A 21,751-nucleotide genomic window follows, 5' to 3' on the forward strand; every position below is an offset into this window, starting at 1 on the left:
GGGGCGTACGCGGCATGACTCTCGGAGACGAACGGGAGACCTCCGGCGGTTACGCAGGCACCGGTCAGACCCGGACCCGACTGCCCGAGACCGGCGGTGACGTGTACGGGGGCGCGCGGCGAGGCGGCCGCTCGTCGTCCCGGAGCCTGGTCACGGTGGTCGGCGTGGTCGTCCTCCTCATCGCGGCGATCGCCTTCGCGAACCGTGGAGGCGACAACTCCGGTTCCGCGGGCGGGGACGAAAACCAGCCGAAATCTTCGTCTACGGCGGCCAGTGGCGTGCGGCCTGTGGAGGGGAAGACCGCGGGGATTCCCGGGGGGTTCGCGCACAATGAGCAAGGGGCGCAGTCGGCAGCGGCGAACTACTCGGTGGTGCTGGGCTCGACCGGCATGTTCCAGACGGACACCCGGCATGCCATCGTCGACACCCTCTACACGCCCGACGCCGCAGCCAAGCTGAAGGGCCCGATGGACCAGGCCTATTCGACCGACTTCCTCAGCAAGCTCGGGCTCGACGCCAACGGCAACCCCCCGGAGGGCAACACCTTCGTCTCGCGTGTGGTCCCCGTGGGCACGACGGCCCAGCAGTACGCGGGGGACAGCGCCAAGGTCGCGGTCTGGTACATGGGCCTCATCGGCATGTCAGGGGAGAACTCGACCGACCCCGTCAGCTCGACGTGGAAGACCTGGACGTTCGACCTGCGGTGGGCCGGCGGCGACTGGAAGATCGTCACGGACTCCCAGCAGGACGGCCCCGCCCCGGTTCCCGGGGACGACAGGGCCGCCGCCTCTGACGAGATCAGCAAGGCCATCGAGGAGTACGGAGGGTTCACGTATGCGCGCTAACCGCCGCTTCCTCAGGGTCACCGCGGTCTTCGCCACCGTGCAGGCTGGCGCAGTTCTGCTGGCCACCCGTGCCATCGCCGCGCCCACCCCTACGCCCACGCCCTCGCCGAGCAACAACCCCTGCGACCTCATCGTCGGCGAGGCCAAGAAGTACTGCGAAAAAGAGAACGGCGGATCCGGCGGCACCAGCAAAACCCCGTCCCTCACCGACCCCACCGCCACCCTCGACCCCCTCTCCTCCCTCGCCAAGGGCTGCGCAGACGCCGCCAGCTGGACCGTCAAGCAGCTCAGCGAGGCCGTGAAGGAGACGGCGAACGTCGACTTCACGAACGCCAAGTTCCTCCAGCAGTACGCGGTCGTCTTCGCGGCATCGACGATCCTCACGCTCCTGCTGTGGCTCCTGGCAGTGGCCAAGCGAGCCGTCCGAGGCGTCCCCCTCACCACCGCCATCTCCGAGGCGATCGGCTTCCTCTGGCTCACCGTCCTCGCGTCCGCGTTCACACCGCTGATCCTCTACACGGTCGTATCGGCCACGGACGGCGTCTCGGACGTCCTCGCGAAGACGACGGGCGACCAGACGGACACGTTCTTCGGCACCTTCTCCGGCGCCCTGGAGAAGGGCGAGAACATCGGCGGCGGCCCGATCATGCTGATCGTGGTGTCCCTCGTCTCCATCCTCGCCGCCGGCATCCTCTGGCTGGAGCTCGTCATCCGCGCCGCCCTGCTCTACGTCGGCGCCCTCCTCGGCACCGTCGTCTACGCGGGCCTGGTCGACAAGAACCTCTGGGGCCACGTCCGCCGCTGGGCGGGCATCATGATCGCCGTCATCCTGGTCAAGCCGGTCATCGTCATAGTGCTCGGCCTGGCCGGCGCACTGTCCTCCGACGACGGCCCGAACGCGTTCTCGGCCGTCGTCTCCGGCCTGGCCATCATCCTGCTCGCCATCTTCGCCAGCGCGATGATCTACCGCTTCGTCCCGGGCTTCGGCGACGAGATCGCAGGCTCCCGCAACAACCGCATCATGAGCGGCGCCGAGGGCAAGGCCGCCGCGGTCATCAGCTCCCCGGCGACCCTCGTCGCCCAGGGCATCAAGACACACAGCTCCCGCGCGGACAACAACGGCGGCGGAGGCCAGGGCGGGTCCGCCCGCCCCTCCAACCCCGCCTCCGGCGGCGTCGCCGCGCACAGCTCGCGCTCCTCGAACTCAGGCGGCGGATCCGTCCCCTCCGCCGCACCCGCACCCCGTTCGAGCAGCTCGGTGAACACCCCCCACGCCAGCAACACCCGTAACAGCAGCAGCAACCGTTCAGGAGGTGACGGGCGTTGACGACCGAGTCCCACGTGTCCCACGCGGTCACGCCCCGCCGTACATATCTGATCGGCCGCGCCCGGCCGAACGCGATCGTCGGCCGCAACCGCGAGACCGGCGAGATCGCGCTGATCATCGGGGGCGCGTTCCTCGGCATGATGTGCGGACTCCTCGTCCCCGTCCTGTCCCTGCGCATCGTGCTGCTGATGGGCTTCCCGATGCTCGCGCTGGCCGCGGTCTACGTGCCGTACAAGCACCGGACCATCTACAAGTGGTTCGAGATCAACCGCAGCTACAAGCGCACCCTCCGCCAGGGCACGACCTACCGCTCCGGCGTCGTCGAGGCCGGCACCCACCTCGACGGGCGGGAGGTCGAGGTCGGCCCGCCCCCCGGCATCGGCCGCATCACCTGGCTGGCCGCCCCCTTCGGGCCCGACGAGATCGCCGTACTCCTGCACGCCGACCGCCGTACGGTGACGGCCGCGATCGAGATCGAGGGGCCCGGCGTGGGCCTGCGCGACTCCGAGGACCAGGAAGCCCTCGTCGACCGCTTCGGCACCCTCCTCAAGCACGTGGCCAACGGCGACGGCTTCGTGACGCGGCTGCAGATGCTCGCCCGCACCCTCCCCGCCGACCCCGACGCCCACGCCAAGGACGTCGCCGTACGCGGCGACGACCGGGCCCTGGGATGGCTGCAGCAGTCGTACGACCAACTCCAGTCGATGGTGTCGACGAGCAGCGAGCAGCACCGCGCCTACCTCGTCGCCTGCATGCACTTCACGCGCGAACTGGCCGCCGAGGCCCAGGCGATGGCCCGCGCGGCCCGCCCGCACGGCGGCAAGGTCGACCGGGACGCCGGGCTCGCGGTCGTCATGGCCCGTGAGCTGACCGACATCTGCTCGCGCCTGCAGGAGGCGGACATCCGCGTCCGCCAGCCGCTCGGCCAGGGCCGTCTGGCCTCCCTCATCCACTCCATGTACGACCCGGACCACCCGATCGACCACATCCAGGCGATGACGAAGCGCAACGCCTGGCCGGCCGAGCTGGACGCCATGGAGCCCACGTTCCTGCAGGCCAAGACCCGGGAGTCGTCAACCCGCGCGCCCTGGTGCCATGCCACCGCCTGGGTGAAGGAGTGGCCGATGACCCCGGTCGGCGTCAACTTCCTGGCGCCGCTGCTGGTCCACACCCCGGACGTCATCCGCACGGTCGCCGTGACGATGGATCTCGAACCCACCGAGGTGGCCATCGAACGCATGCTGACCGAGAAGACCAACGACGAGGCGGAGGCCAGCCGCGCCGCCAAGATGAACCGGACCGTCGACCCGCGCGACATCGCCGCCCACAACCGCCTCGACCAGCGAGGAGAAGACCTCGCGAGCGGTGCCGCCGGCGTCAACCTGGTCGGCTACATCACCGTCTCCTCCCGCTCCCCCGAGGCCCTGGCCCGCGACAAGCGGACCATCCGGGCGTCAGCCGGAAAGTCGTATCTGAAGCTGGAGTGGTGCGACCGCGAGCATCACCGGGCATTCGTCAACACGCTCCCCTTCGCCACCGGCATTCGGAGGTAGGACCTGATGCGGGACCCGCTGTCCGTCCTCACCGACGCCTTCACGTCCTTCCTCTTCGGGAAGGTCGAGACGACCCGGCTTCCGGTGCGCACGTCGACGGGCCAGGCCCAGGCGGTCTACCTCCCGACCGCCGCGCCGGGTCTCGGTGACTCGGGGGTGATCATCGGCCGCGAGGTGTATTCCGGCAAGGGCTACATCTACGACCCCTTCCAGCTGTACGGCCAGCAGCTCCCCGCCCCGCACTGGCTGGTCCTCGGCGAGTCCGGCAACGGCAAGTCGGCCCTGGAGAAGACGTACGTCCTACGACAGCTGCGCTTCCGCGACCGCCAGGTCGTCGTCCTCGACGCACAGGGCGAGGACGGCGTCGGCGAGTGGAACCTCATCGCGCAGGAGCTGGGAATAACTCCCATCCGCCTGGACCCGACGGCGGCCCTGGACATGGGGATCCGCCTCAACCCGCTCGACCCCGCGATCACGACGACAGGCCAGCTGGCCCTGCTCCGGACGATCATCGAGGTCGCGATGGGCCACGGCCTCGACGAGCGCTCGGGCTTCGCCCTGAAGGTCGCGCACGCCTACGTCAACGAGACCATCCTCGAGCGCCAGCCGGTCCTGACCGACATCGTCGAGCAGCTACGGCACCCCGAGCCGGAGTCGGCGGAGGCGATGAACGTCGCCATAGACGACGTACGGGCCTGGGGCCTGGACGTGGCGCTGGTGCTGGACCGTCTGGTCGACGGTGACCTGCGCGGCATGTTCGACGGTCCGACCACGGTCGGCATCGACCTCGACGCGCCGCTCATTGTGTTCGATTTGTCCCACATCGACCGCAACTCCATCGCCATGCCGATCCTGATGGCGATCGTCGGCGTTTGGCTGGAGCACACCTGGATCCGCCCCGACCGGAAGAAGCGCATCTTCCTGGTCGAGGAGGCCTGGCACATCATCAACAGCCCCTTCGTGGCCCAGCTCTTCCAGCGCCTGCTGAAGTTCGGCCGACGCCTGGGCCTGTCCTTCGTCGCCGTCGTCCACCACCTGTCCGACGTCGTGGACGGCGCGGCGGCGAAGGAGGCCGCCGCGATCCTGAAGATGGCGTCGACCAGGACGATCTACGCCCAGAAGGCGGACGAGGCGAGGGCGACGGGCCGCGTGCTGGGCCTGCCACGCTGGGCGGTGGAGATCATCCCCAGCCTCACCCCCGGCATCGCGGTGTGGGACGTCAACGGCAACGTCCAGGTCGTCAAACACCTGATCACGGAGACAGAACGCCCCCTGGTCTTCACCGACCGCGCGATGACCGAGTCGTCCGCCGACCGCGACCTGGCCGACGACGCCCTGCGCGCCGCCGAGCTGGAGGCGGAGGAACGGGCGGCGGCCTTCGTGGAGCAGCACCTCGGCGACTCCGAATCGACGGTGGCGTAGGGCTAGGGGGTCAGCGTGAGACCGGACAGACCAGGCAGACCGGACGACCGCCGTGGACAGCGGGACGGCCAAGGGGGCATTCCCGACGGCCTGCTGATCGGCATACTCGCCTTCCTCCTGGGCATGACGCTGCTGGTCTGGACGGCGACGGGCCTGGCGGCCTGGTTCGCCCACGGCGCCTGGCCCTCCGGCGTCACCTTCACCCGCACGCCCCTGGCCATGCGCTCCCTGATCGCCCAGCCCCACGACATCCCGGGCGCGTGGCCGGAGACCCCGCAGGGGGAGCTGTCCGGGTACGGCCTGTTCTGGGGGCTGTTCATCGGCCAGCTGATGGTCCTGATCGTGCTGACCGTGTTCGTGTTGGGCACGGTGGCACGGTGGCGGGCGGTCAGGGCGGGGCGGCGCGTGGGGAAGACCGGAGCCGGGGAAGGGCCGGGGCCGGCGGAAACACCGGCCCCGGCACCCGTGTCGGTGCCGGCACCGGCACCCGCACCGGCTTCACATGACGTACCGGCGCCCAGAACGGAGCCACAGCCGGAGCCAACGGGGCCCGGGACCGACCCCCACACATCTCTGCTCGGCGAACGGGCGGGCGGCTGGGAAAGGCTCGTCGTAGCCACGAGGGAGAGCCGCCACACCACCGCGGCCCAGGCCGTACGCGACGCGGAGGGCCCCGCCCTCGTAGTCACCTCGAACCCGGCCCTCTGGCAGGACACAAAGGACGCCCGCTCAAAACTCGGCCCAGTCCTCCTCTACGACCCCACCCACCTCTGCGACACCCCGGCCCGCATCCACTGGTCCCCCACAACGGGCTGCGAGGACAAACAGACCGCGGCCGCAAGAGCCACCGCCCTCCTGACCCCGGTCCGCCCCACCTCCCGCCTGGACCAAGCGGTCAGCGACACCGCCGAAACGCTACTGCGCAGCTACCTCCACGCCGCGGCCATCGACGGCCGCACCATCCGCCACGTCCACCGCTGGTCCCAGGGCACCCAGATCCAGGACGCCGTACGAACCCTCCGTACCAACCCGAAGGCGGCCCCAGGCGCGGCAGGCGAACTCGAAGCCGCCCTCACAGCCCACCCCGAACGCCGGGACATGGCCCAGGAGTTGACGACCCGCGCCCTCTCCGCCCTCTCCACGGTCAACATCCGAGAGTCCTGCACTCCAAACCGAACTGATGCCCTCACCTTGGATTCCTTCGTCCATGAAGGGGGCACGCTTTATGTGGTGGGTGAATCCATCGAGGACCCCAGAGCCAACCCGGGCGCCATGCCACTCCTGACGGCCCTCGCCGCAAGCGTGGTCGAGCGCGGCCGGCGCATGGCCGAACGGTCATCCTCCGGTCGCCTCGACCCACCACTGACGCTCGTCCTGGACGACGTCGCCGCCGTGGCTCCGCTTCCCCAGCTGCCGGAGCTGCTGGCCACCGGAGCGGACCGGGGCATGCCGACCCTGGCCCTGCTCCGGTCCCGGGAACAGGCCCGCTCCCGCTGGCCCCACGACGAACTCCCCGTCTAGACAGGCCAGTTACGGGCGCCGCAGCCCCTCACGGCCGCTCGATGACGAACTCCAACTCGGCGTCTTCCGAACCCTCACCGAGCGGCACGCTCACCCCGCTCGGCACGAACCCCACCTTCCGGTAGAACCGCTGCGCCCGCCCGTTCTCCTCGTGCACGATCAGCCGCACCCGCTCCACACCACGCGCCCACGACCACTGCAGAGCGGCGTCGAACAGCACCTCGGTCAGCCCGATCCCCCGCTCCTCGGGCCGTACGAACACAGCGACGACATGCCCCTGCTTCCGCTCGACCGGAAGCCCCGCCCAGTCGGTCGTCCCCGGCTCCTCGACCAGCACGGTCAGCGTCCCGACCCACCCCCCGTCCGGCCCCTCGGCGATGATCGTCTGCGCCTTCTCGGCCCCCTCGCAGGCCCCCGCGGCCCGCTCCTGCCAGAAGGAGTCGGGCTGGGCCACGGCCTCCTCATAGGTCGTCAGATAGGCGATCGGCGCGACCGGATCCCGCAGCGCGGCGAGCCGCAACTCCTTCGCGGCGGGCCACTCGTCGGCGCGTATGGACCGGATGACGTAGGCCCCGGGGTTCGTGGTGCTCATGACCGCCACCGTAGTACCCGGGTACGACATCGCTCACCCGGAATACTCCCCACGGTGCTGTTCCGCCCCATGGCGCGCCCCGCACGATGGACCTCGTGGACAACGTGGACCAGGCGCAGGCGGACCAGGCAGACCGGGTGACACAAGAGCGAGCGACGACGGAACCCCTCACCCAGCACATCCAGCGCATCAGCCGCCGCGTGCGCGCCTTCGACCACCGCCACCCGCTCGTCTGGGACATGCACCTCACCGGCTTCTGGGTGACGGCGGCTTTGATCGACTACTACGGCGGCGGCTGGCTCAACGTGGCCCGCGACCGCGACAACCCCGGCTGGCTGATCCTCACCCTGAGCCTCGGCCTCTCCGTCCCCCTCCTCCAGCGCCGCACCCACCCCCGCGCCGTACTCCTCGCCATCGCCCCCTTCGCCCTCGTCAACGCCTGGACCGGCGCCGCCCTCCAAGCGGTCCTGCTCCAACTGCTCGTCGTCTTCCACATCGCCCTGCGCCGCCCCTCGCGCAATCTGTGGTGGGCGGCGGCCCTGATCACCACGCCCATCGCCGTGATGGCCGCCCGCCACCCGCAGGGGAGCCCGGACCGCGACATCGTGCCCGTGCTGATGTCCATAGCCGTGGCGACAGCCATCGGCATCACCGTCCGCACCCGCCGCGAGCACACCGAGGCCCTCGAAGACCGCGCCCGCCGCCTGGAGATCGAACGCGACCAGCAGGCCCAAATCGCCACCGCGGCCGAGCGCGCCCGCATCGCCCGCGAGATGCACGACATCATCGGCCACAACCTCTCCGTCATCACCGGCCTGGCCGACGGCGGCCAGTACGCGGCCGCCAAGTCCCCCGAACGCGCCGCCCAGGCCCTCCAAGCCATCGGCACCACCAGCCGCCAGGCCCTCGGCGAACTACGCCGCCTGCTGGACGTCCTACGCGAGGACAACCACCCCCACACCCCCCACCCCGAACTGACCCCCCAACCCACCCTCACCGACCTCGACCAGCTCATCAACGGCGTACGCGCCGCAGGCCTCCCCGTCACCACCACCATCCACGGCACCCCGAGCCTCCCCCCGGGCCGCCAGCTCACGGTCTACCGCGTCATCCAGGAGGCCCTCACCAACACCCTCAAACACACCGGCCCCGGCACCACGGCGGCCATAGAGCTCTCGTACGAGAAGAAGGGCGCCGTCACCGCGACCGTGACCGACACCGGCAGCGGCGGCCCCGGCGCCGCTCAGTCCACGGGCGGCCGCGGTCTGCCCGGAATGCACGAGCGAACGGCCCTGTACGGCGGCACACTTGAGGCCGGCCCACGCCCCCACCCCGAGCAGGGCTGGCGCGTCCACCTGCACCTCCCGGAGGAAACCCACCAGTGATCACCGTCCTCATCGCCGACGACCAGCCCCTCCAGCGCTTCGGCTTCCGGATGCTCCTGGAAAGTCAGGACGACATGACGGTGCTGGGTGAAGCGGCCAACGGCAGCGAGGCGATCCACATGACCGCGGAACTCAACCCCGAAGTGGTCCTGATGGACGTCCGCATGCCCGGCCTGGACGGCATCGAGGCCACCCGCCGCATCACCACCGCCGGCGACCGCACCCGGGTCCTCATCCTCACGACCTTCGACCTCGACGAGTACGCCTACGCCGGACTCCGCGCAGGCGCCTCCGGCTTCCTCGTCAAGGACGCCCAGCCGGAGGAACTCCTCTCCGGCATCCGCGCAGTGGCCACGGGCGACGCGGTGGTCGCCCCCAGCCTGACCCGCCGCCTCCTCGACGCTTACGCCCACCATCTACCGGCGCAGACCCCGGCCGGCAGCCCGGACCCAACGGCCCTGGACGCCCGCCTGACCGCCCTCACCGACCGCGAACGCGAGATCCTCACGGTGATCGGCAAAGGCTGGACGAACACGGAGATAGCCTCACGCCTTCACCTGGCCGAGTCGACGGTGAAAACCCACGTGGGCCGCATCCTCGCGAAGACGGGATCGCGGGATCGCATTCAAGCGGTGATTCTGGCGTACGACACGGAACTGGTAAAACCGTCCTGAAACACGAAAAGGCCCACACCATAAGGTGTGGGCCTTTTCCAAAATTTGTTCGGCGGCGTCCTACTCTCCCACAGGGTCCCCCCTGCAGTACCATCGGCGCTGTAAGGCTTAGCTTCCGGGTTCGGAATGTAACCGGGCGTTTCCCTCACGCTATAACCACCGAAACACTATGAAACTATCCAGCCGCACCACACCGTGACCTGGCATGGGGCTGTTCGTGGTTTCAGAACCAACACAGTGGACGCGAGCAACTGAGGACAAGCCCTCGGCCTATTAGTACCGGTCACCTCCACACGTTACCGTGCTTCCAGATCCGGCCTATCAACCCAGTCGTCTACTGGGAGCCTTACCCCATCAAGTGGGTGGGAGTCCTCATCTCGAAGCAGGCTTCCCGCTTAGATGCTTTCAGCGGTTATCCCTCCCGAACGTAGCCAACCAGCCATGCCCTTGGCAGAACAACTGGCACACCAGAGGTTCGTCCGTCCCGGTCCTCTCGTACTAGGGACAGCCCTTCTCAAGACTCCTACGCGCACAGCGGATAGGGACCGAACTGTCTCACGACGTTCTAAACCCAGCTCGCGTACCGCTTTAATGGGCGAACAGCCCAACCCTTGGGACCGACTCCAGCCCCAGGATGCGACGAGCCGACATCGAGGTGCCAAACCATCCCGTCGATATGGACTCTTGGGGAAGATCAGCCTGTTATCCCCGGGGTACCTTTTATCCGTTGAGCGACGGCGCTTCCACAAGCCACCGCCGGATCACTAGTCCCGACTTTCGTCCCTGCTCGACCCGTCGGTCTCACAGTCAAGCTCCCTTGTGCACTTACACTCAACACCTGATTGCCAACCAGGCTGAGGGAACCTTTGGGCGCCTCCGTTACTCTTTAGGAGGCAACCGCCCCAGTTAAACTACCCATCAGACACTGTCCCTGATCCGGATCACGGACCCAGGTTAGACATCCAGCACGACCAGAGTGGTATTTCAACGACGACTCCACGAACACTGGCGTGCCCGCTTCAAAGTCTCCCACCTATCCTACACAAGCCGAACCGAACACCAATATCAAACTGTAGTAAAGGTCCCGGGGTCTTTCCGTCCTGCTGCGCGAAACGAGCATCTTTACTCGTAGTGCAATTTCACCGGGCCTATGGTTGAGACAGTCGAGAAGTCGTTACGCCATTCGTGCAGGTCGGAACTTACCCGACAAGGAATTTCGCTACCTTAGGATGGTTATAGTTACCACCGCCGTTTACTGGCGCTTAAGTTCTCAGCTTCGCCACCCCGAAGAGTGACTAACCGGTCCCCTTAACGTTCCAGCACCGGGCAGGCGTCAGTCCGTATACATCGCCTTACGGCTTCGCACGGACCTGTGTTTTTAGTAAACAGTCGCTTCTCGCTGGTCTCTGCGGCCACCCCCAGCTCGAGGAGCAAGTCCTCTCACCAAGCGTGGCCCCCCTTCTCCCGAAGTTACGGGGGCATTTTGCCGAGTTCCTTAACCATAGTTCACCCGAACGCCTCGGTATTCTCTACCTGACCACCTGAGTCGGTTTAGGGTACGGGCCGCCATGAAACTCGCTAGAGGCTTTTCTCGACAGCATAGGATCATCCACTTCACCACAATCGGCTCGGCATCAGGTCTCAGCCTTGATGAGCAGCGGATTTACCTACCACTCGGCCTACACCCTTACCCCGGGACAACCACCGCCCGGGATGGACTACCTTCCTGCGTCACCCCATCACTCACCTACTACAGGTCTGGTTCGTCGGCTCCACCACTCCCCTTTGCCCGAAGGCTCCGGGGCGGCTTCACGGACTTAGCATCGCCCGGTTCGATGTTTGACGCTTCACAGCGGGTACCGGAATATCAACCGGTTATCCATCGACTACGCCTGTCGGCCTCGCCTTAGGTCCCGACTTACCCTGGGCAGATCAGCTTGACCCAGGAACCCTTAGTCAATCGGCGCACACGTTTCTCACGTGTGAATCGCTACTCATGCCTGCATTCTCACTCGTGAACCGTCCACAACTACCTTCCGGTGCTGCTTCACCCGGCACACGACGCTCCCCTACCCATCACGATCCCCGTTGGGGGTACATATCGCAATGACACGACTTCGGCGGTACGCTTGAGCCCCGCTACATTGTCGGCGCGGAATCACTAGACCAGTGAGCTATTACGCACTCTTTCAAGGGTGGCTGCTTCTAAGCCAACCTCCTGGTTGTCTCTGCGACTCCACATCCTTTCCCACTTAGCGTACGCTTAGGGGCCTTAGTCGATGCTCTGGGCTGTTTCCCTCTCGACCATGGAGCTTATCCCCCACAGTCTCACTGCCGCGCTCTCACTTACCGGCATTCGGAGTTTGGCTAAGGTCAGTAACCCGGTAGGGCCCATCGCCTATCCAGTGCTCTACCTCCGGCAAGAAACACACGACGCTGCACCTAAATGCATTTCGGGGAGAACCAGCTATCACGGAGTTTGATTGGCCTTTCACCCCTAACCACAGGTCATCCCCCAGGTTTTCAACCCTGGTGGGTTCGGTCCTCCACGAAGTCTTACCTCCGCTTCAACCTGCCCATGGCTAGATCACTCCGCTTCGGGTCTTGAGCGCGCTACTATACCGCCCTATTCGGACTCGCTTTCGCTACGGCTTCCCCACACGGGTTAACCTCGCAACACACCGCAAACTCGCAGGCTCATTCTTCAAAAGGCACGCAGTCACGAGAATGTGCAAGCACATTCCGACGCTCCCACGGCTTGTAGGCACACGGTTTCAGGTACTATTTCACTCCCCTCCCGGGGTACTTTTCACCATTCCCTCACGGTACTATCCGCTATCGGTCACCAGGGAATATTTAGGCTTAGCGGGTGGTCCCGCCAGATTCACACGGGATTTCTCGGGCCCCGTGCTACTTGGGTGTCTCTCAAACGAGCCGCTGACGTTTCGACTACGGGGGTCTTACCCTCTACGCCGGACCTTTCGCATGTCCTTCGCCTACATCAACGGTTTCTGACTCGTCTCACGGCCGGCAGACCGTGAAAGAGAGATCCCACAACCCCGCATACGCAACCCCTGCCGGGTCTCACACGTATACGGTTTAGCCTCATCCAGTTTCGCTCGCCACTACTCCCGGAATCACGGTTGTTTTCTCTTCCTGCGGGTACTGAGATGTTTCACTTCCCCGCGTTCCCTCCACATACCCTATGTGTTCAGGTATGGGTGACAGCCCATGACGACTGCCGGGTTTCCCCATTCGGAAACCCCCGGATCAAAGCCTGGTTGACGACTCCCCGGGGACTATCGTGGCCTCCCACGTCCTTCATCGGTTCCTGGTGCCAAGGCATCCACCGTGCGCCCTTAAAAACTTGGCCACAGATGCTCGCGTCCACTGTGCAGTTCTCAAACAACGACCAACCACCCATCACCCTGCCCCTTGAGGCAAGTTCACTGGGGTCGGCACTGAAGGCAGCCTCTCGGCCGTACCCTCAGATACCCAACAGCGTGCCCGGCCAGCTCCCGTCCGGAGATCATGCGTTCCACGCTCCTAAGAGCAGTACTTGCAGCCTCCGACCCGTGAACCCGGCCGAATAATCAACGTTCCACCCATGAGCAACCAGCATCAGACATTCGCTGATGTACTGGCCTCTGACCTCACCCCGAAGGGATCGGTAAGAAGTGCTCCTTAGAAAGGAGGTGATCCAGCCGCACCTTCCGGTACGGCTACCTTGTTACGACTTCGTCCCAATCGCCAGTCCCACCTTCGACAGCTCCCTCCCCACAAGGGGGTTGGGCCACCGGCTTCGGGTGTTACCGACTTTCGTGACGTGACGGGCGGTGTGTACAAGGCCCGGGAACGTATTCACCGCAGCAATGCTGATCTGCGATTACTAGCAACTCCGACTTCATGGGGTCGAGTTGCAGACCCCAATCCGAACTGAGACAGGCTTTTTGAGATTCGCTCCACCTCACGGTATCGCAGCTCATTGTACCTGCCATTGTAGCACGTGTGCAGCCCAAGACATAAGGGGCATGATGACTTGACGTCGTCCCCACCTTCCTCCGAGTTGACCCCGGCGGTCTCCTGTGAGTCCCCATCACCCCGAAGGGCATGCTGGCAACACAGGACAAGGGTTGCGCTCGTTGCGGGACTTAACCCAACATCTCACGACACGAGCTGACGACAGCCATGCACCACCTGTACACCGACCACAAGGGGGCGACCATCTCTGGCCGTTTCCGGTGTATGTCAAGCCTTGGTAAGGTTCTTCGCGTTGCGTCGAATTAAGCCACATGCTCCGCTGCTTGTGCGGGCCCCCGTCAATTCCTTTGAGTTTTAGCCTTGCGGCCGTACTCCCCAGGCGGGGAACTTAATGCGTTAGCTGCGGCACCGACGACGTGGAATGTCGCCAACACCTAGTTCCCACCGTTTACGGCGTGGACTACCAGGGTATCTAATCCTGTTCGCTCCCCACGCTTTCGCTCCTCAGCGTCAGTAATGGCCCAGAGATCCGCCTTCGCCACCGGTGTTCCTCCTGATATCTGCGCATTTCACCGCTACACCAGGAATTCCGATCTCCCCTACCACACTCTAGCTAGCCCGTATCGAATGCAGACCCGGGGTTAAGCCCCGGGCTTTCACACCCGACGTGACAAGCCGCCTACGAGCTCTTTACGCCCAATAATTCCGGACAACGCTTGCGCCCTACGTATTACCGCGGCTGCTGGCACGTAGTTAGCCGGCGCTTCTTCTGCAGGTACCGTCACTTTCGCTTCTTCCCTGCTGAAAGAGGTTTACAACCCGAAGGCCGTCATCCCTCACGCGGCGTCGCTGCATCAGGCTTTCGCCCATTGTGCAATATTCCCCACTGCTGCCTCCCGTAGGAGTCTGGGCCGTGTCTCAGTCCCAGTGTGGCCGGTCGCCCTCTCAGGCCGGCTACCCGTCGTCGCCTTGGTGAGCCATTACCTCACCAACAAGCTGATAGGCCGCGGGCTCATCCTGCACCGCCGGAGCTTTCAACCACCACAGATGCCTGCGGTAGTGATATCCGGTATTAGACCCCGTTTCCAGGGCTTGTCCCAGAGTGCAGGGCAGATTGCCCACGTGTTACTCACCCGTTCGCCACTAATCCCCACCGAAGTGGTTCATCGTTCGACTTGCATGTGTTAAGCACGCCGCCAGCGTTCGTCCTGAGCCAGGATCAAACTCTCCGTGAATGTTTTCCCGTAATCGGGACGACACCACGAGAGCGGAACAGCCAGGCGGAATAAGCCCGGCCGTTCACAGCGTCCTCGCTGTGTTTTTTCAAAGGAACCTCGCCCCGACCGTGACGGCCGGAGACGGGGTATCAACATATCTGGCGTTGATTTTTGGCACGCTGTTGAGTTCTCAAGGAACGGACGCTTCCTTTGTACTCACCCTCTCGGGCTTTCCTCCGGGCGCTTCCCTTCGTTCTTGCGTTTCCGACTCTATCAGATCTTTTTCCGATCCGATTTCCTCGGTGCTTTCCAGGTTCCCGCTCTCGCGTTTCCCTTTCCGGCGGTTCCGACTCTATCAGATCCTTTCGGGCCTGACTCCCAGTCAGCGGGCTTGTCTTCGCGGCTGTTGGGCCGTTCCGACGTCTCAAACCTTAGCGGATCCTCTCGGCAGTTCCTAATCGAGCTGCCGCACCCAAATCGAATTGAATTCGGGCACGCCGAATTCAACCTCGTTGGGAGGTCGTACTAATGGTTTGGGTTGCCGCTCTCGCGGCGGAAGGTGCTGTCGCAGAACCGTTACGGCTCCGTGGCAACCCGAAGAACTTTACGGATCGGGCAGGGGGCTGTCAAGCGTCCCCTGTCAAGATCTTTTGCCGTGGACGGCGGCCCCGCGTCAGTCCAGGTCGCTGAGGCGTCCGCCGGCGTCCGGCTGGGCGTCTTCCACCCTGCGGAGCAGGCGGGTGAGGACCTCGCCGAGGGCGGTGCGTTCATCCGCGGCGAGGTCCTGGAGGAGGTCCTCCTCGAAGACAGAGGCCAGACGCATCGCCTCGAGCCACTTCTCGCGGCCCTCCCCGGTCAGCTCCACGATCACACGGACGCGGTTGGACTCGTCGCGATCCCTGGTGACCAGGCCCTCGGCCACCATGCGGTCGATTCGGTGGGTCATGGCGGCCGGGGTGAGGCCGAGGCGCTTGGCGAGGTCGCTGGGGCCCATCCGATAGGGGGCGCCGGAGAGGACGAGGGCCTTGAGGACCTCCCAGTCGGCGTTGCTGATGCCGAGGGCGGCGGTCTGGCGGCCGTAGGCGACGTTCATGCGGCGGTTCAGACGGGACAGCGCCGAGACGATCTTCTCGACCTGGGGGTCGAGGCCCTGGAACTCGCGCTGGTAGGCGGCGATCTGCTCTTCGAGTGTCGGCTCGCTGACGCCGTGGGTGTCGCCCATGGGCCGAGTATCGCACGGGCTTGCTTGGCGTTGAAGTCCTTCGCTGTGTACTGTTTAGCTTCGAAGTTTAGCTTTGAAGTCTTCAGGTCTACATACGAGAGAGGTGAACGTGACCAGGGCGATGGGCGCAGCGATGCGCCGGATCCACGTGGGCAACGCACTCAGCGCGTTCGGGCTCGGTTTCACCGTCCCCTACCTGTACGTCTATGTGGCGCAGGTGCGGGGGCTGAGTTCGATGACGGCGGGGCTCGTCCTCGCCGTCTTCGCCGTGGCCGCGCTGGTCGTGCTGCCGTTCGCCGGGCGGGCGATCGTCCGGCGTGGCCCGCTGCCGGTGCTGCTCGCCGCCCTGGTCACCGCCGCGCTCGGGTCGCTGAGCCTGGGGCTCGCGGGGAGTGCGGCGGCCGTACTGCTGTCGGCGGCCGCGCTCGGGGCGGGGCAGGCCGTGATGCAGCCGGCACTCGCGACGATGATCGTGGACTGCTCTGGCGCGGAGACGCGGTCGCGGGCGTTCGCGACGCAGTTCTTTCTGCAGAACCTGGGGCTGGGGGTCGGCGGGCTGATCGGTGGGCACCTCGTCGACGCGTCGAGTGTCTCGTCCTTCACTCTGCTGTTCGCTATCGAGGCGGCGATGTTCCTGCTGCTCGTCGTGGTGATGTCGACGGTGCGGATGCCGCGGGCGCCGCGGATCGAGGGGGCGCCGGGCGCCGGGGCGGCGAAGGGGAGCTGGAAGCAGTTGCTCCAGAACCGGGCGATGGTGCAGCTGTGTGTGCTGGGGTTTGTGCTGTTCTTCGCTTGCTACGGGCAGTTCGAGTCGGGGCTGAGTGCGTACGGGGTCGAGGCGGCCGGGGTTTCCACGTCGGCGCTGGGGACCGCTTTGGCGGCGAACACCGCGATGATCGTGGTGGCTCAGTTCGCCGTGCTGAAGTTCGTCGAGCGGCGGAGGCGGTCGCGGGTGATCGCGGCTGTGGGGCTGATCTGGGCCGTGGCTTGGGTTGTGGCCGGGTATGCGGGGCTGGGGCACGGAAGTCAGGAGATGGCTACGGCTGCCTTCATCTCGACGTATGCGCTGTTCGGGCTGGGTGAGGCGATGTTGTCTCCCACGGTTGCTCCGCTGGTGGCGGACTTGGCTCCGGAGGGGATGGCTGGGCAGTACAACTCTGCGTTTGCCCTGGTGAAGCAGCTTGCGTTGGCGGTTGGGCCGGCGGTGGGCGGGCCTATGGGGGCGTCGCTGCATGGGCCGTATGTCGTGACGTTTCTGGTGTTCTCGCTGGGGATCACGTATCTCGCGGTGCGGCTGGGGCGTCAGCTCAGCGCCGTGCAGGATCAGCCGTGGTTGGTGAAGAGTCGGGTGGTGGCGCAGGGGGCCGCGTCTGCTGCGGGGCAGGCTCGCGCGCACGCCTGAGTGCTGGACCCCCAGACGGGCTGGAGGTCAGGCTCTTGGGGCTTCGGTGGGGTGCTTTGGGAGGGCGAACTCGCACCACACTGCCTTTCCGCCTCCCGGGGTTCTCCGTGAGCCCCAGGCGGAGGCGACGGTGGCGACGATGGCGATGCCTCTGCCTGATTCGTCGCCCGGTTCGGCGCGGCGGCGGCGGGGGAGGTGGTCGTCGCCGTCGGTGACCTCGATGATCAGGCGGCGGTCGGTGCGGCGCAGGCGTAGGCGCATGGGTGGGGTGCCGTGTTGGAGGGAGTTGGCGACGAGTTCGCTGGCCGCCAGGACGCCCAGGTCGTGGAGCTCGGTGGGGAAGCGCCAGCTCGTGAGGACGCCGGAGGCGAAGGCACGCGCGCGGGGCGCCGCTTCGATGCCGCCGAGGAGTTCCAGGGCCGCGTTGCGGAAGAGGTCGCTGTCGGGGCCCGTGCGCGCCGGGTGCTGGAGGACCAGGACTGCTACGTCGTCGTCGTGGTCTGCCGTCACGCCTGCTGTGCGGACCAGGCGGTCGCAGATCACCTGGGGGGTGCCGGTCGCGCCGGCCAGGGCTCGCTCCAGGGAGGCGATTCCCTCGTCCAAGTCCTCGTCCCTGCGTTCCACCAGGCCGTCGGTGTAGAGGACCGCTGTGGAGCCGGGGCCCAGGGCGATCGAGCCGGAGGCGTGCATCCAGCCGCCCGTGCCGAGGGGTGGGCCGGTCGGTTCATCGGCGCGTTGGACCGCGCCGCTCTCGTCGCGGACCAGGATCGGGAGGTGCCCGGCGGAGGCGTACACCAGGCGGCCCTCGTTCGGGTCGTGGACGGCGTAGACGCAGGTGGCGATCTGGTTGGCGTCGATCTCCGCGGCCAGGCCGTCGAGCAACTGCAGGACCTCGTGCGGGGGGAGGTCCAGGCGGGCGTATGCCCTCACTGCCGTACGGAGCTGGCCCATTACCGCTGCTGCTCGTACTCCTCTGCCCATGACGTCGCCGATCACCAGGGCCGTGCGGCCGCCGCCGAGGGTGATCACGTCGTACCAGTCGCCGCCGACCGCGGCCTCCGTGCCGCCCGGGTGGTAGGTGGCGGCGACGCGCAGGTCGTCCGGCTCTTCGAGCTCCTGGGGGAGGAGGGAGCGTTGGAGGGTGACGGCCGTTTCGCGTTGGCGGCGTTCGCTGGCGCGCAGGCGTTCGGCGGCTTCCGCGTGGTCGGTGACGTCCGTGGCGAAGACGAGGACGCCGCCGTCGCCCTCCGTCACGGGGGTGCAGGTGAAGGTGTAGGAGCGGCCGTCGGGGGCCTTGCGGGACTTGAGGGTGCGGGGCTTGCCGCTGCGCAGGACCTGGTCGAGGAGGGGGAGCAGGCCCAGTTCGGCCAGCTCGGGGAGGGCCTCGCGGGCCGGTTCGCCCGGGGGGCGCAGGCCGAAGGCACTCACGTAGGCGTCGTTGACGTAGGCCAGGCGGTGGTCGGAGCCGTGGACCAGGGCGACCAGGGCCGGGACGCGGTCCAGGACCTCACGGACCGGCAGTTCGTCCACGGCGGGGATCGGCGTGGCCTCGTCGGTGAGGTGTTCGGCGCGGGCCGCGGGGACGGCGCCCGGGCTCTCTCCCCGGCGGTCCTGGGTGACCGCCGCCGCGGGTTCGGTCCGCGCTGCGGCGCGGCGCTGCGTTCCGGGGAGCCGGGCGCTCCAGCGCGTGAAGTTCACGAATCCTTGCCTCGTGTCGTCGTCTGCGGCCAGCTCCGGACCCGGCCTGGGGTCTGAGGGGTGGCACCAGCACCCCGGGGTTGCAGCACTGTGGGGAGAGCCTCGCGGTCGGGATCGGTTCGGGGATCAGTCTGGCAGTGCGGCCGACCTGGCCGACACCCGTCAGACGCCTGCCTCGTCGGTGGAGTTCCTGGGTCCGGTCAGGACGACCCCTTCGGGTCGCCTTCCGGGCTGTGAGGAGCATTTCCACCGGCCGCGAGTTCGAACTCCGCTCGGGGATGTTCGAGCGAACCGAGGGAGACGACCTCCCTCTTGAAAAGTCCCGACAGGGTCCATTCGGCCAGGACGCGGGCCTTGCGGTTGAGGGTCGGAACCCTGCTGAGGTGGTAGACGCGGTGCATGAACCAGGCAGGGTAGCCCTTCAGCTTGCGTCCGTAGACGTGGGCGACACCTTGGTGGAAGCCGAGGGAGGCGACCGAACCCGCGTACTTGTGGGCGTACGTCTCCAGGGGTTCGCCGCGCAGGGCGTGGGCGATGTTGTCGCCCAGCACCTTCGCCTGACGCACGGCGTGCTGGGCGTTGGGGGCGCACTCCTTGCCGGGATCGCCGGCTGCGACGTCGGGGACGGAGGCGGCGTCTCCCGCGGCCCACGCGTGCGTGGTGCCCTCGATGGTCAGCTCGGGGGTGCACTTCAGCCGACCGCGCTCATTGAGTGGCAGGTCGCTCGCGGCGAGGATCGGGTGGGGTTTGACGCCGGCCGTCCAGACGACCGTACGGGTCGGGAAGCGGGCGCCGTCGCTGAGGACGGCGACGCGGTCCACGCAGGATTCCAGCCGGGTGTGCAGGCGTACGTCGATGTTGCGGCGGCGCAGTTCGGTGACGGTGTAGCGGCCCATGTCCTCGCCGACCTCGGGCAGGATGCGGTCCGAGGCCTCGACGAGGATCCACTTCATGTCCTCGGGCCGGACGTTGTGGTAGTAGCGCGTGGCGTAGCGGGCCATGTCCTCGAGCTCGCCGAGCGCCTCGACACCGGCGTAGCCGCCGCCGACGAAGACGAAGGTGAGGGCCGCGTCGCGGATCGCGGGGTCGCGGGTGGAGGAGGCGATGTCCATCTGCTCGATGACGTGGTTGCGCAGGCCGATGGCCTCTTCGACGGTCTTGAAGCCGATGCCGTGGTCGGCGAGGCCGGGGATGGGCAGGGTGCGCGAGATGGAGCCGGGCGCGAGGACCAGTTCGTCGTAGGAGAGCTGTTCGCTGCCCGTGCCCTCCTCCTCGGAGGCCAGGGTGGAGAGGGTCGCGGTGCGCCCCGCGTGGTCGATGGCGGTGGCCTCGCCGATGATGATCCGGCACTGGGGCAGGACGCGGCGCAGCGGTACGACCACGTGGCGCGGGGAGATGGAGCCTGCGGCCGCTTCGGGGAGGAAAGGCTGATACGTCATGTACGGGTCGGGGGTGACGACCGTGATCTCGGCCTCGCCTCGCCCCAGTTCCTGTTTCAGCCGCTGCTGGAGGCGCAGGGCGGTGTACATCCCGACGTAGCCGCCGCCGACAACGAGAATGCGCGCACGTTCCTTCACCATCCCATGACGCACCCGGCGCTTGCGTTTGTCCACAGGCTCGGCGATTTGTGTGACCGGAGATCGTCGGCGCCGCGATTTGGCCGAATTGCCGGAGTGCGGGGAAGGTCCGCAGGTCAACGGGCGTGCGCCGGTGGACCGCAGGGGGTGAAATCTGGACGTAAACGACCCGTACTCCGATCGAGGGGCGCTCCGTGCGGAACGTGCCCCTTCTGAATTGACCCTCGCTCAACTATGTTCGTATGTCGACGGGGTGTAGGGGGATGCGCTCTTCGGGTCCGCGAGTCACACAGGGCGGACTCGTGGTCCGGGCTTGTTCCGCGACGCTCCGGCTTTGCAAATGACGGGGAGAGTCTCCGGGGGGAGACGTCATTACCGGGGGATCGCTTATGCATGTTCAGGATTCTCGTTGGTCTTCCGCGTCCGCCATCACATCGGGCGGCGGAGCGGTGGGCGGCACGATGAGCGCGGCTGCGGGCAACGGACGCGGGGACAGCTCGCGTACGACGCCGCTGCGCGTGGACGCACAGCGCAATCTGGAGCACGTACTGCGTGCGGCGCGCGAGGTCTTCGGCGAGCTGGGGTACGGCGCGCCGATGGAGGACGTGGCGCGACGCGCGCGGGTCGGCGTCGGGACGGTGTACCGGCGCTTCCCGAGCAAGGACGTCCTGGTGCGCCGGATAGCCGAGGAGGAGACCTCCCGGCTGACCGACCAGGCACGTGCGGCGCTCGGTCAGGAGGACGAGCCGTGGTCGGCGCTCTCGCGCTTCCTGCGCACGTCGGTGGCCTCGGGCGCCGGGCGGCTGCTGCCGCCGCAGGTGCTGCGGGTCGGGGTCGCCGAGGACGGCACCGTGCTCGAGGAGGCCCGGGTGCCGCAGCAGCGGACGCAGCCGGGCACAGGTGAGCTGCGGCTTGTGTCCGAGCAGCCTGCGGCGATGTCGACGGACGTGATGGACGACGCCGGGGCGGCGGCACTGCTCGACGTGGTGGGCCAGCTCGTGGAGCGGGCGCGCGCGGCGGGTGAGCTGCGGGCCGACGTGTCGGTGTCGGACGTCCTGCTGGTGATCGCGACGGCGGCGCCCTCGCTGCCGGATGCGGCGCAGCAGGCGGCGGCCTCGGCGCGGTTGCTGGACATCCTGCTGGAGGGGTTGCGGTCGCGGCCTCAGGCGTGAGCCGGCCGAAGTGACGGCCGTGGCTTCGGAGACGGCCGTGACTTCGAAGAGGGCTGCGACTTCGAGGACGGCCATGACTTCGAAGGGGTGACCAAGAGGCGGGGTGCTGTGCTGCCCTTGCCTCGAACCACCGTCGCGGAACATGCCGTACATTTCGGCCGTC

13 protein-coding genes and 3 rRNA genes are annotated in these 21,751 nt (G+C 66.9%); 9 read left to right on the plus strand and 7 right to left on the minus strand.

From position 1 onward, the window contains the following. Positions 1-14 precede the first annotated feature (14 nt). Genes PBV52_RS22370 through PBV52_RS22390 form a run of 5 tightly spaced genes read left to right on the plus strand, consistent with a single transcriptional unit; the run spans position 15 to position 6,668 of the window. Entirely contained in the window at positions 15-845 is an 831-nt protein-coding gene (locus PBV52_RS22370; RefSeq protein ID WP_274240549.1) for a hypothetical protein, read from the plus strand. Continuing rightward, a complete protein-coding gene (locus tag PBV52_RS22375; protein WP_274240550.1) occupies positions 835-2,172 on the plus strand; it encodes a hypothetical protein in 1,338 nt (445 codons plus the stop codon). The genes PBV52_RS22370 and PBV52_RS22375 overlap by 11 nt, the downstream gene beginning before the upstream one ends. After that, positions 2,169-3,725, plus strand: coding sequence for an SCO6880 family protein (locus PBV52_RS22380; protein WP_274240552.1), 1,557 nt, complete (start codon positions 2,169-2,171; stop codon positions 3,723-3,725). Before PBV52_RS22375 ends, PBV52_RS22380 begins: the two co-directional genes overlap by 4 nt. A gap of 6 nt (positions 3,726-3,731) precedes the next feature. Next, entirely contained in the window at positions 3,732-5,147 is a 1,416-nt protein-coding gene (locus PBV52_RS22385) for an ATP-binding protein (protein WP_274240553.1), read from the plus strand. Between the two features lie 15 nt (positions 5,148-5,162). Next, positions 5,163-6,668 carry a type IV secretory system conjugative DNA transfer family protein gene (locus tag PBV52_RS22390; RefSeq protein ID WP_373921896.1) on the plus strand — a complete coding sequence of 502 codons (1,506 nt, stop codon included), beginning with the start codon at positions 5,163-5,165 and terminating at the stop codon, positions 6,666-6,668. 28 nt (positions 6,669-6,696) lie between these two features. Here PBV52_RS22390 and PBV52_RS22395 read toward each other — a convergent pair whose 3' ends face one another. After that, positions 6,697-7,260, minus strand: a complete 564-nt coding sequence (locus tag PBV52_RS22395) for a GNAT family N-acetyltransferase (RefSeq protein ID WP_274240554.1) — start codon at positions 7,258-7,260, stop codon at positions 6,697-6,699. A gap of 86 nt (positions 7,261-7,346) precedes the next feature. Between PBV52_RS22395 and PBV52_RS22400 the strand changes: the two genes are divergently transcribed. After that, entirely contained in the window at positions 7,347-8,645 is a 1,299-nt protein-coding gene (locus PBV52_RS22400) for a sensor histidine kinase (RefSeq protein ID WP_274240555.1), read from the plus strand. After that, positions 8,642-9,319, plus strand: coding sequence for a response regulator transcription factor (locus PBV52_RS22405; RefSeq protein WP_274240557.1), 678 nt, complete (start codon positions 8,642-8,644; stop codon positions 9,317-9,319). Before PBV52_RS22400 ends, PBV52_RS22405 begins: the two co-directional genes overlap by 4 nt. Positions 9,320-9,366: 47 nt before the next feature. Here the strand turns inward: PBV52_RS22405 and rrf are convergent. The 4 genes from rrf to PBV52_RS22425 form a co-directional block, all read right to left on the minus strand. Then, positions 9,367-9,483 (minus strand): 5S ribosomal RNA (rrf, locus tag PBV52_RS22410). An 89-nt stretch (positions 9,484-9,572) separates the two neighbouring features. After that, a 23S ribosomal RNA gene (locus tag PBV52_RS22415) occupies positions 9,573-12,692 on the minus strand. 315 nt (positions 12,693-13,007) lie between these two features. After that, positions 13,008-14,535: ribosomal RNA gene (locus PBV52_RS22420) — 16S ribosomal RNA — on the minus strand. The 16S, 23S and 5S rRNA genes sit together here, the layout of an rRNA operon. Before the next feature lie 655 nt (positions 14,536-15,190). Then, positions 15,191-15,739: a MarR family winged helix-turn-helix transcriptional regulator gene (locus PBV52_RS22425; RefSeq protein ID WP_274240558.1), complete on the minus strand. Its 549-nt coding sequence runs from the start codon at positions 15,737-15,739 to the stop codon at positions 15,191-15,193. A 133-nt stretch (positions 15,740-15,872) separates the two neighbouring features. On the opposite strand from PBV52_RS22425, the gene PBV52_RS22430 reads away from it, so the two are divergent. Further along, a complete protein-coding gene (locus PBV52_RS22430) occupies positions 15,873-17,141 on the plus strand; it encodes an MFS transporter (protein ID WP_274249511.1) in 1,269 nt (422 codons plus the stop codon). Between the two features lie 27 nt (positions 17,142-17,168). Here PBV52_RS22430 and PBV52_RS22435 read toward each other — a convergent pair whose 3' ends face one another. Then, positions 17,169-18,839 carry a SpoIIE family protein phosphatase gene (locus PBV52_RS22435; protein WP_274240559.1) on the minus strand — a complete coding sequence of 557 codons (1,671 nt, stop codon included), beginning with the start codon at positions 18,837-18,839 and terminating at the stop codon, positions 17,169-17,171. Between the two features lie 200 nt (positions 18,840-19,039). Further along, on the minus strand, positions 19,040-20,419 hold the full coding sequence (locus PBV52_RS22440) for an NAD(P)/FAD-dependent oxidoreductase (protein WP_274240560.1): 1,380 nt from the start codon (positions 20,417-20,419) through the stop codon (positions 19,040-19,042). A 386-nt stretch (positions 20,420-20,805) separates the two neighbouring features. Between PBV52_RS22440 and PBV52_RS22445 the strand changes: the two genes are divergently transcribed. Beyond that, positions 20,806-21,588, plus strand: a complete 783-nt coding sequence (locus PBV52_RS22445; protein ID WP_274240561.1) for a TetR/AcrR family transcriptional regulator — start codon at positions 20,806-20,808, stop codon at positions 21,586-21,588. The last annotated feature ends 163 nt before the right edge of the window (positions 21,589-21,751 follow it).

The organism is Streptomyces sp. T12 (assembly GCF_028736035.1).
GTDB lineage: Bacteria > Actinomycetota > Actinomycetes > Streptomycetales > Streptomycetaceae > Streptomyces.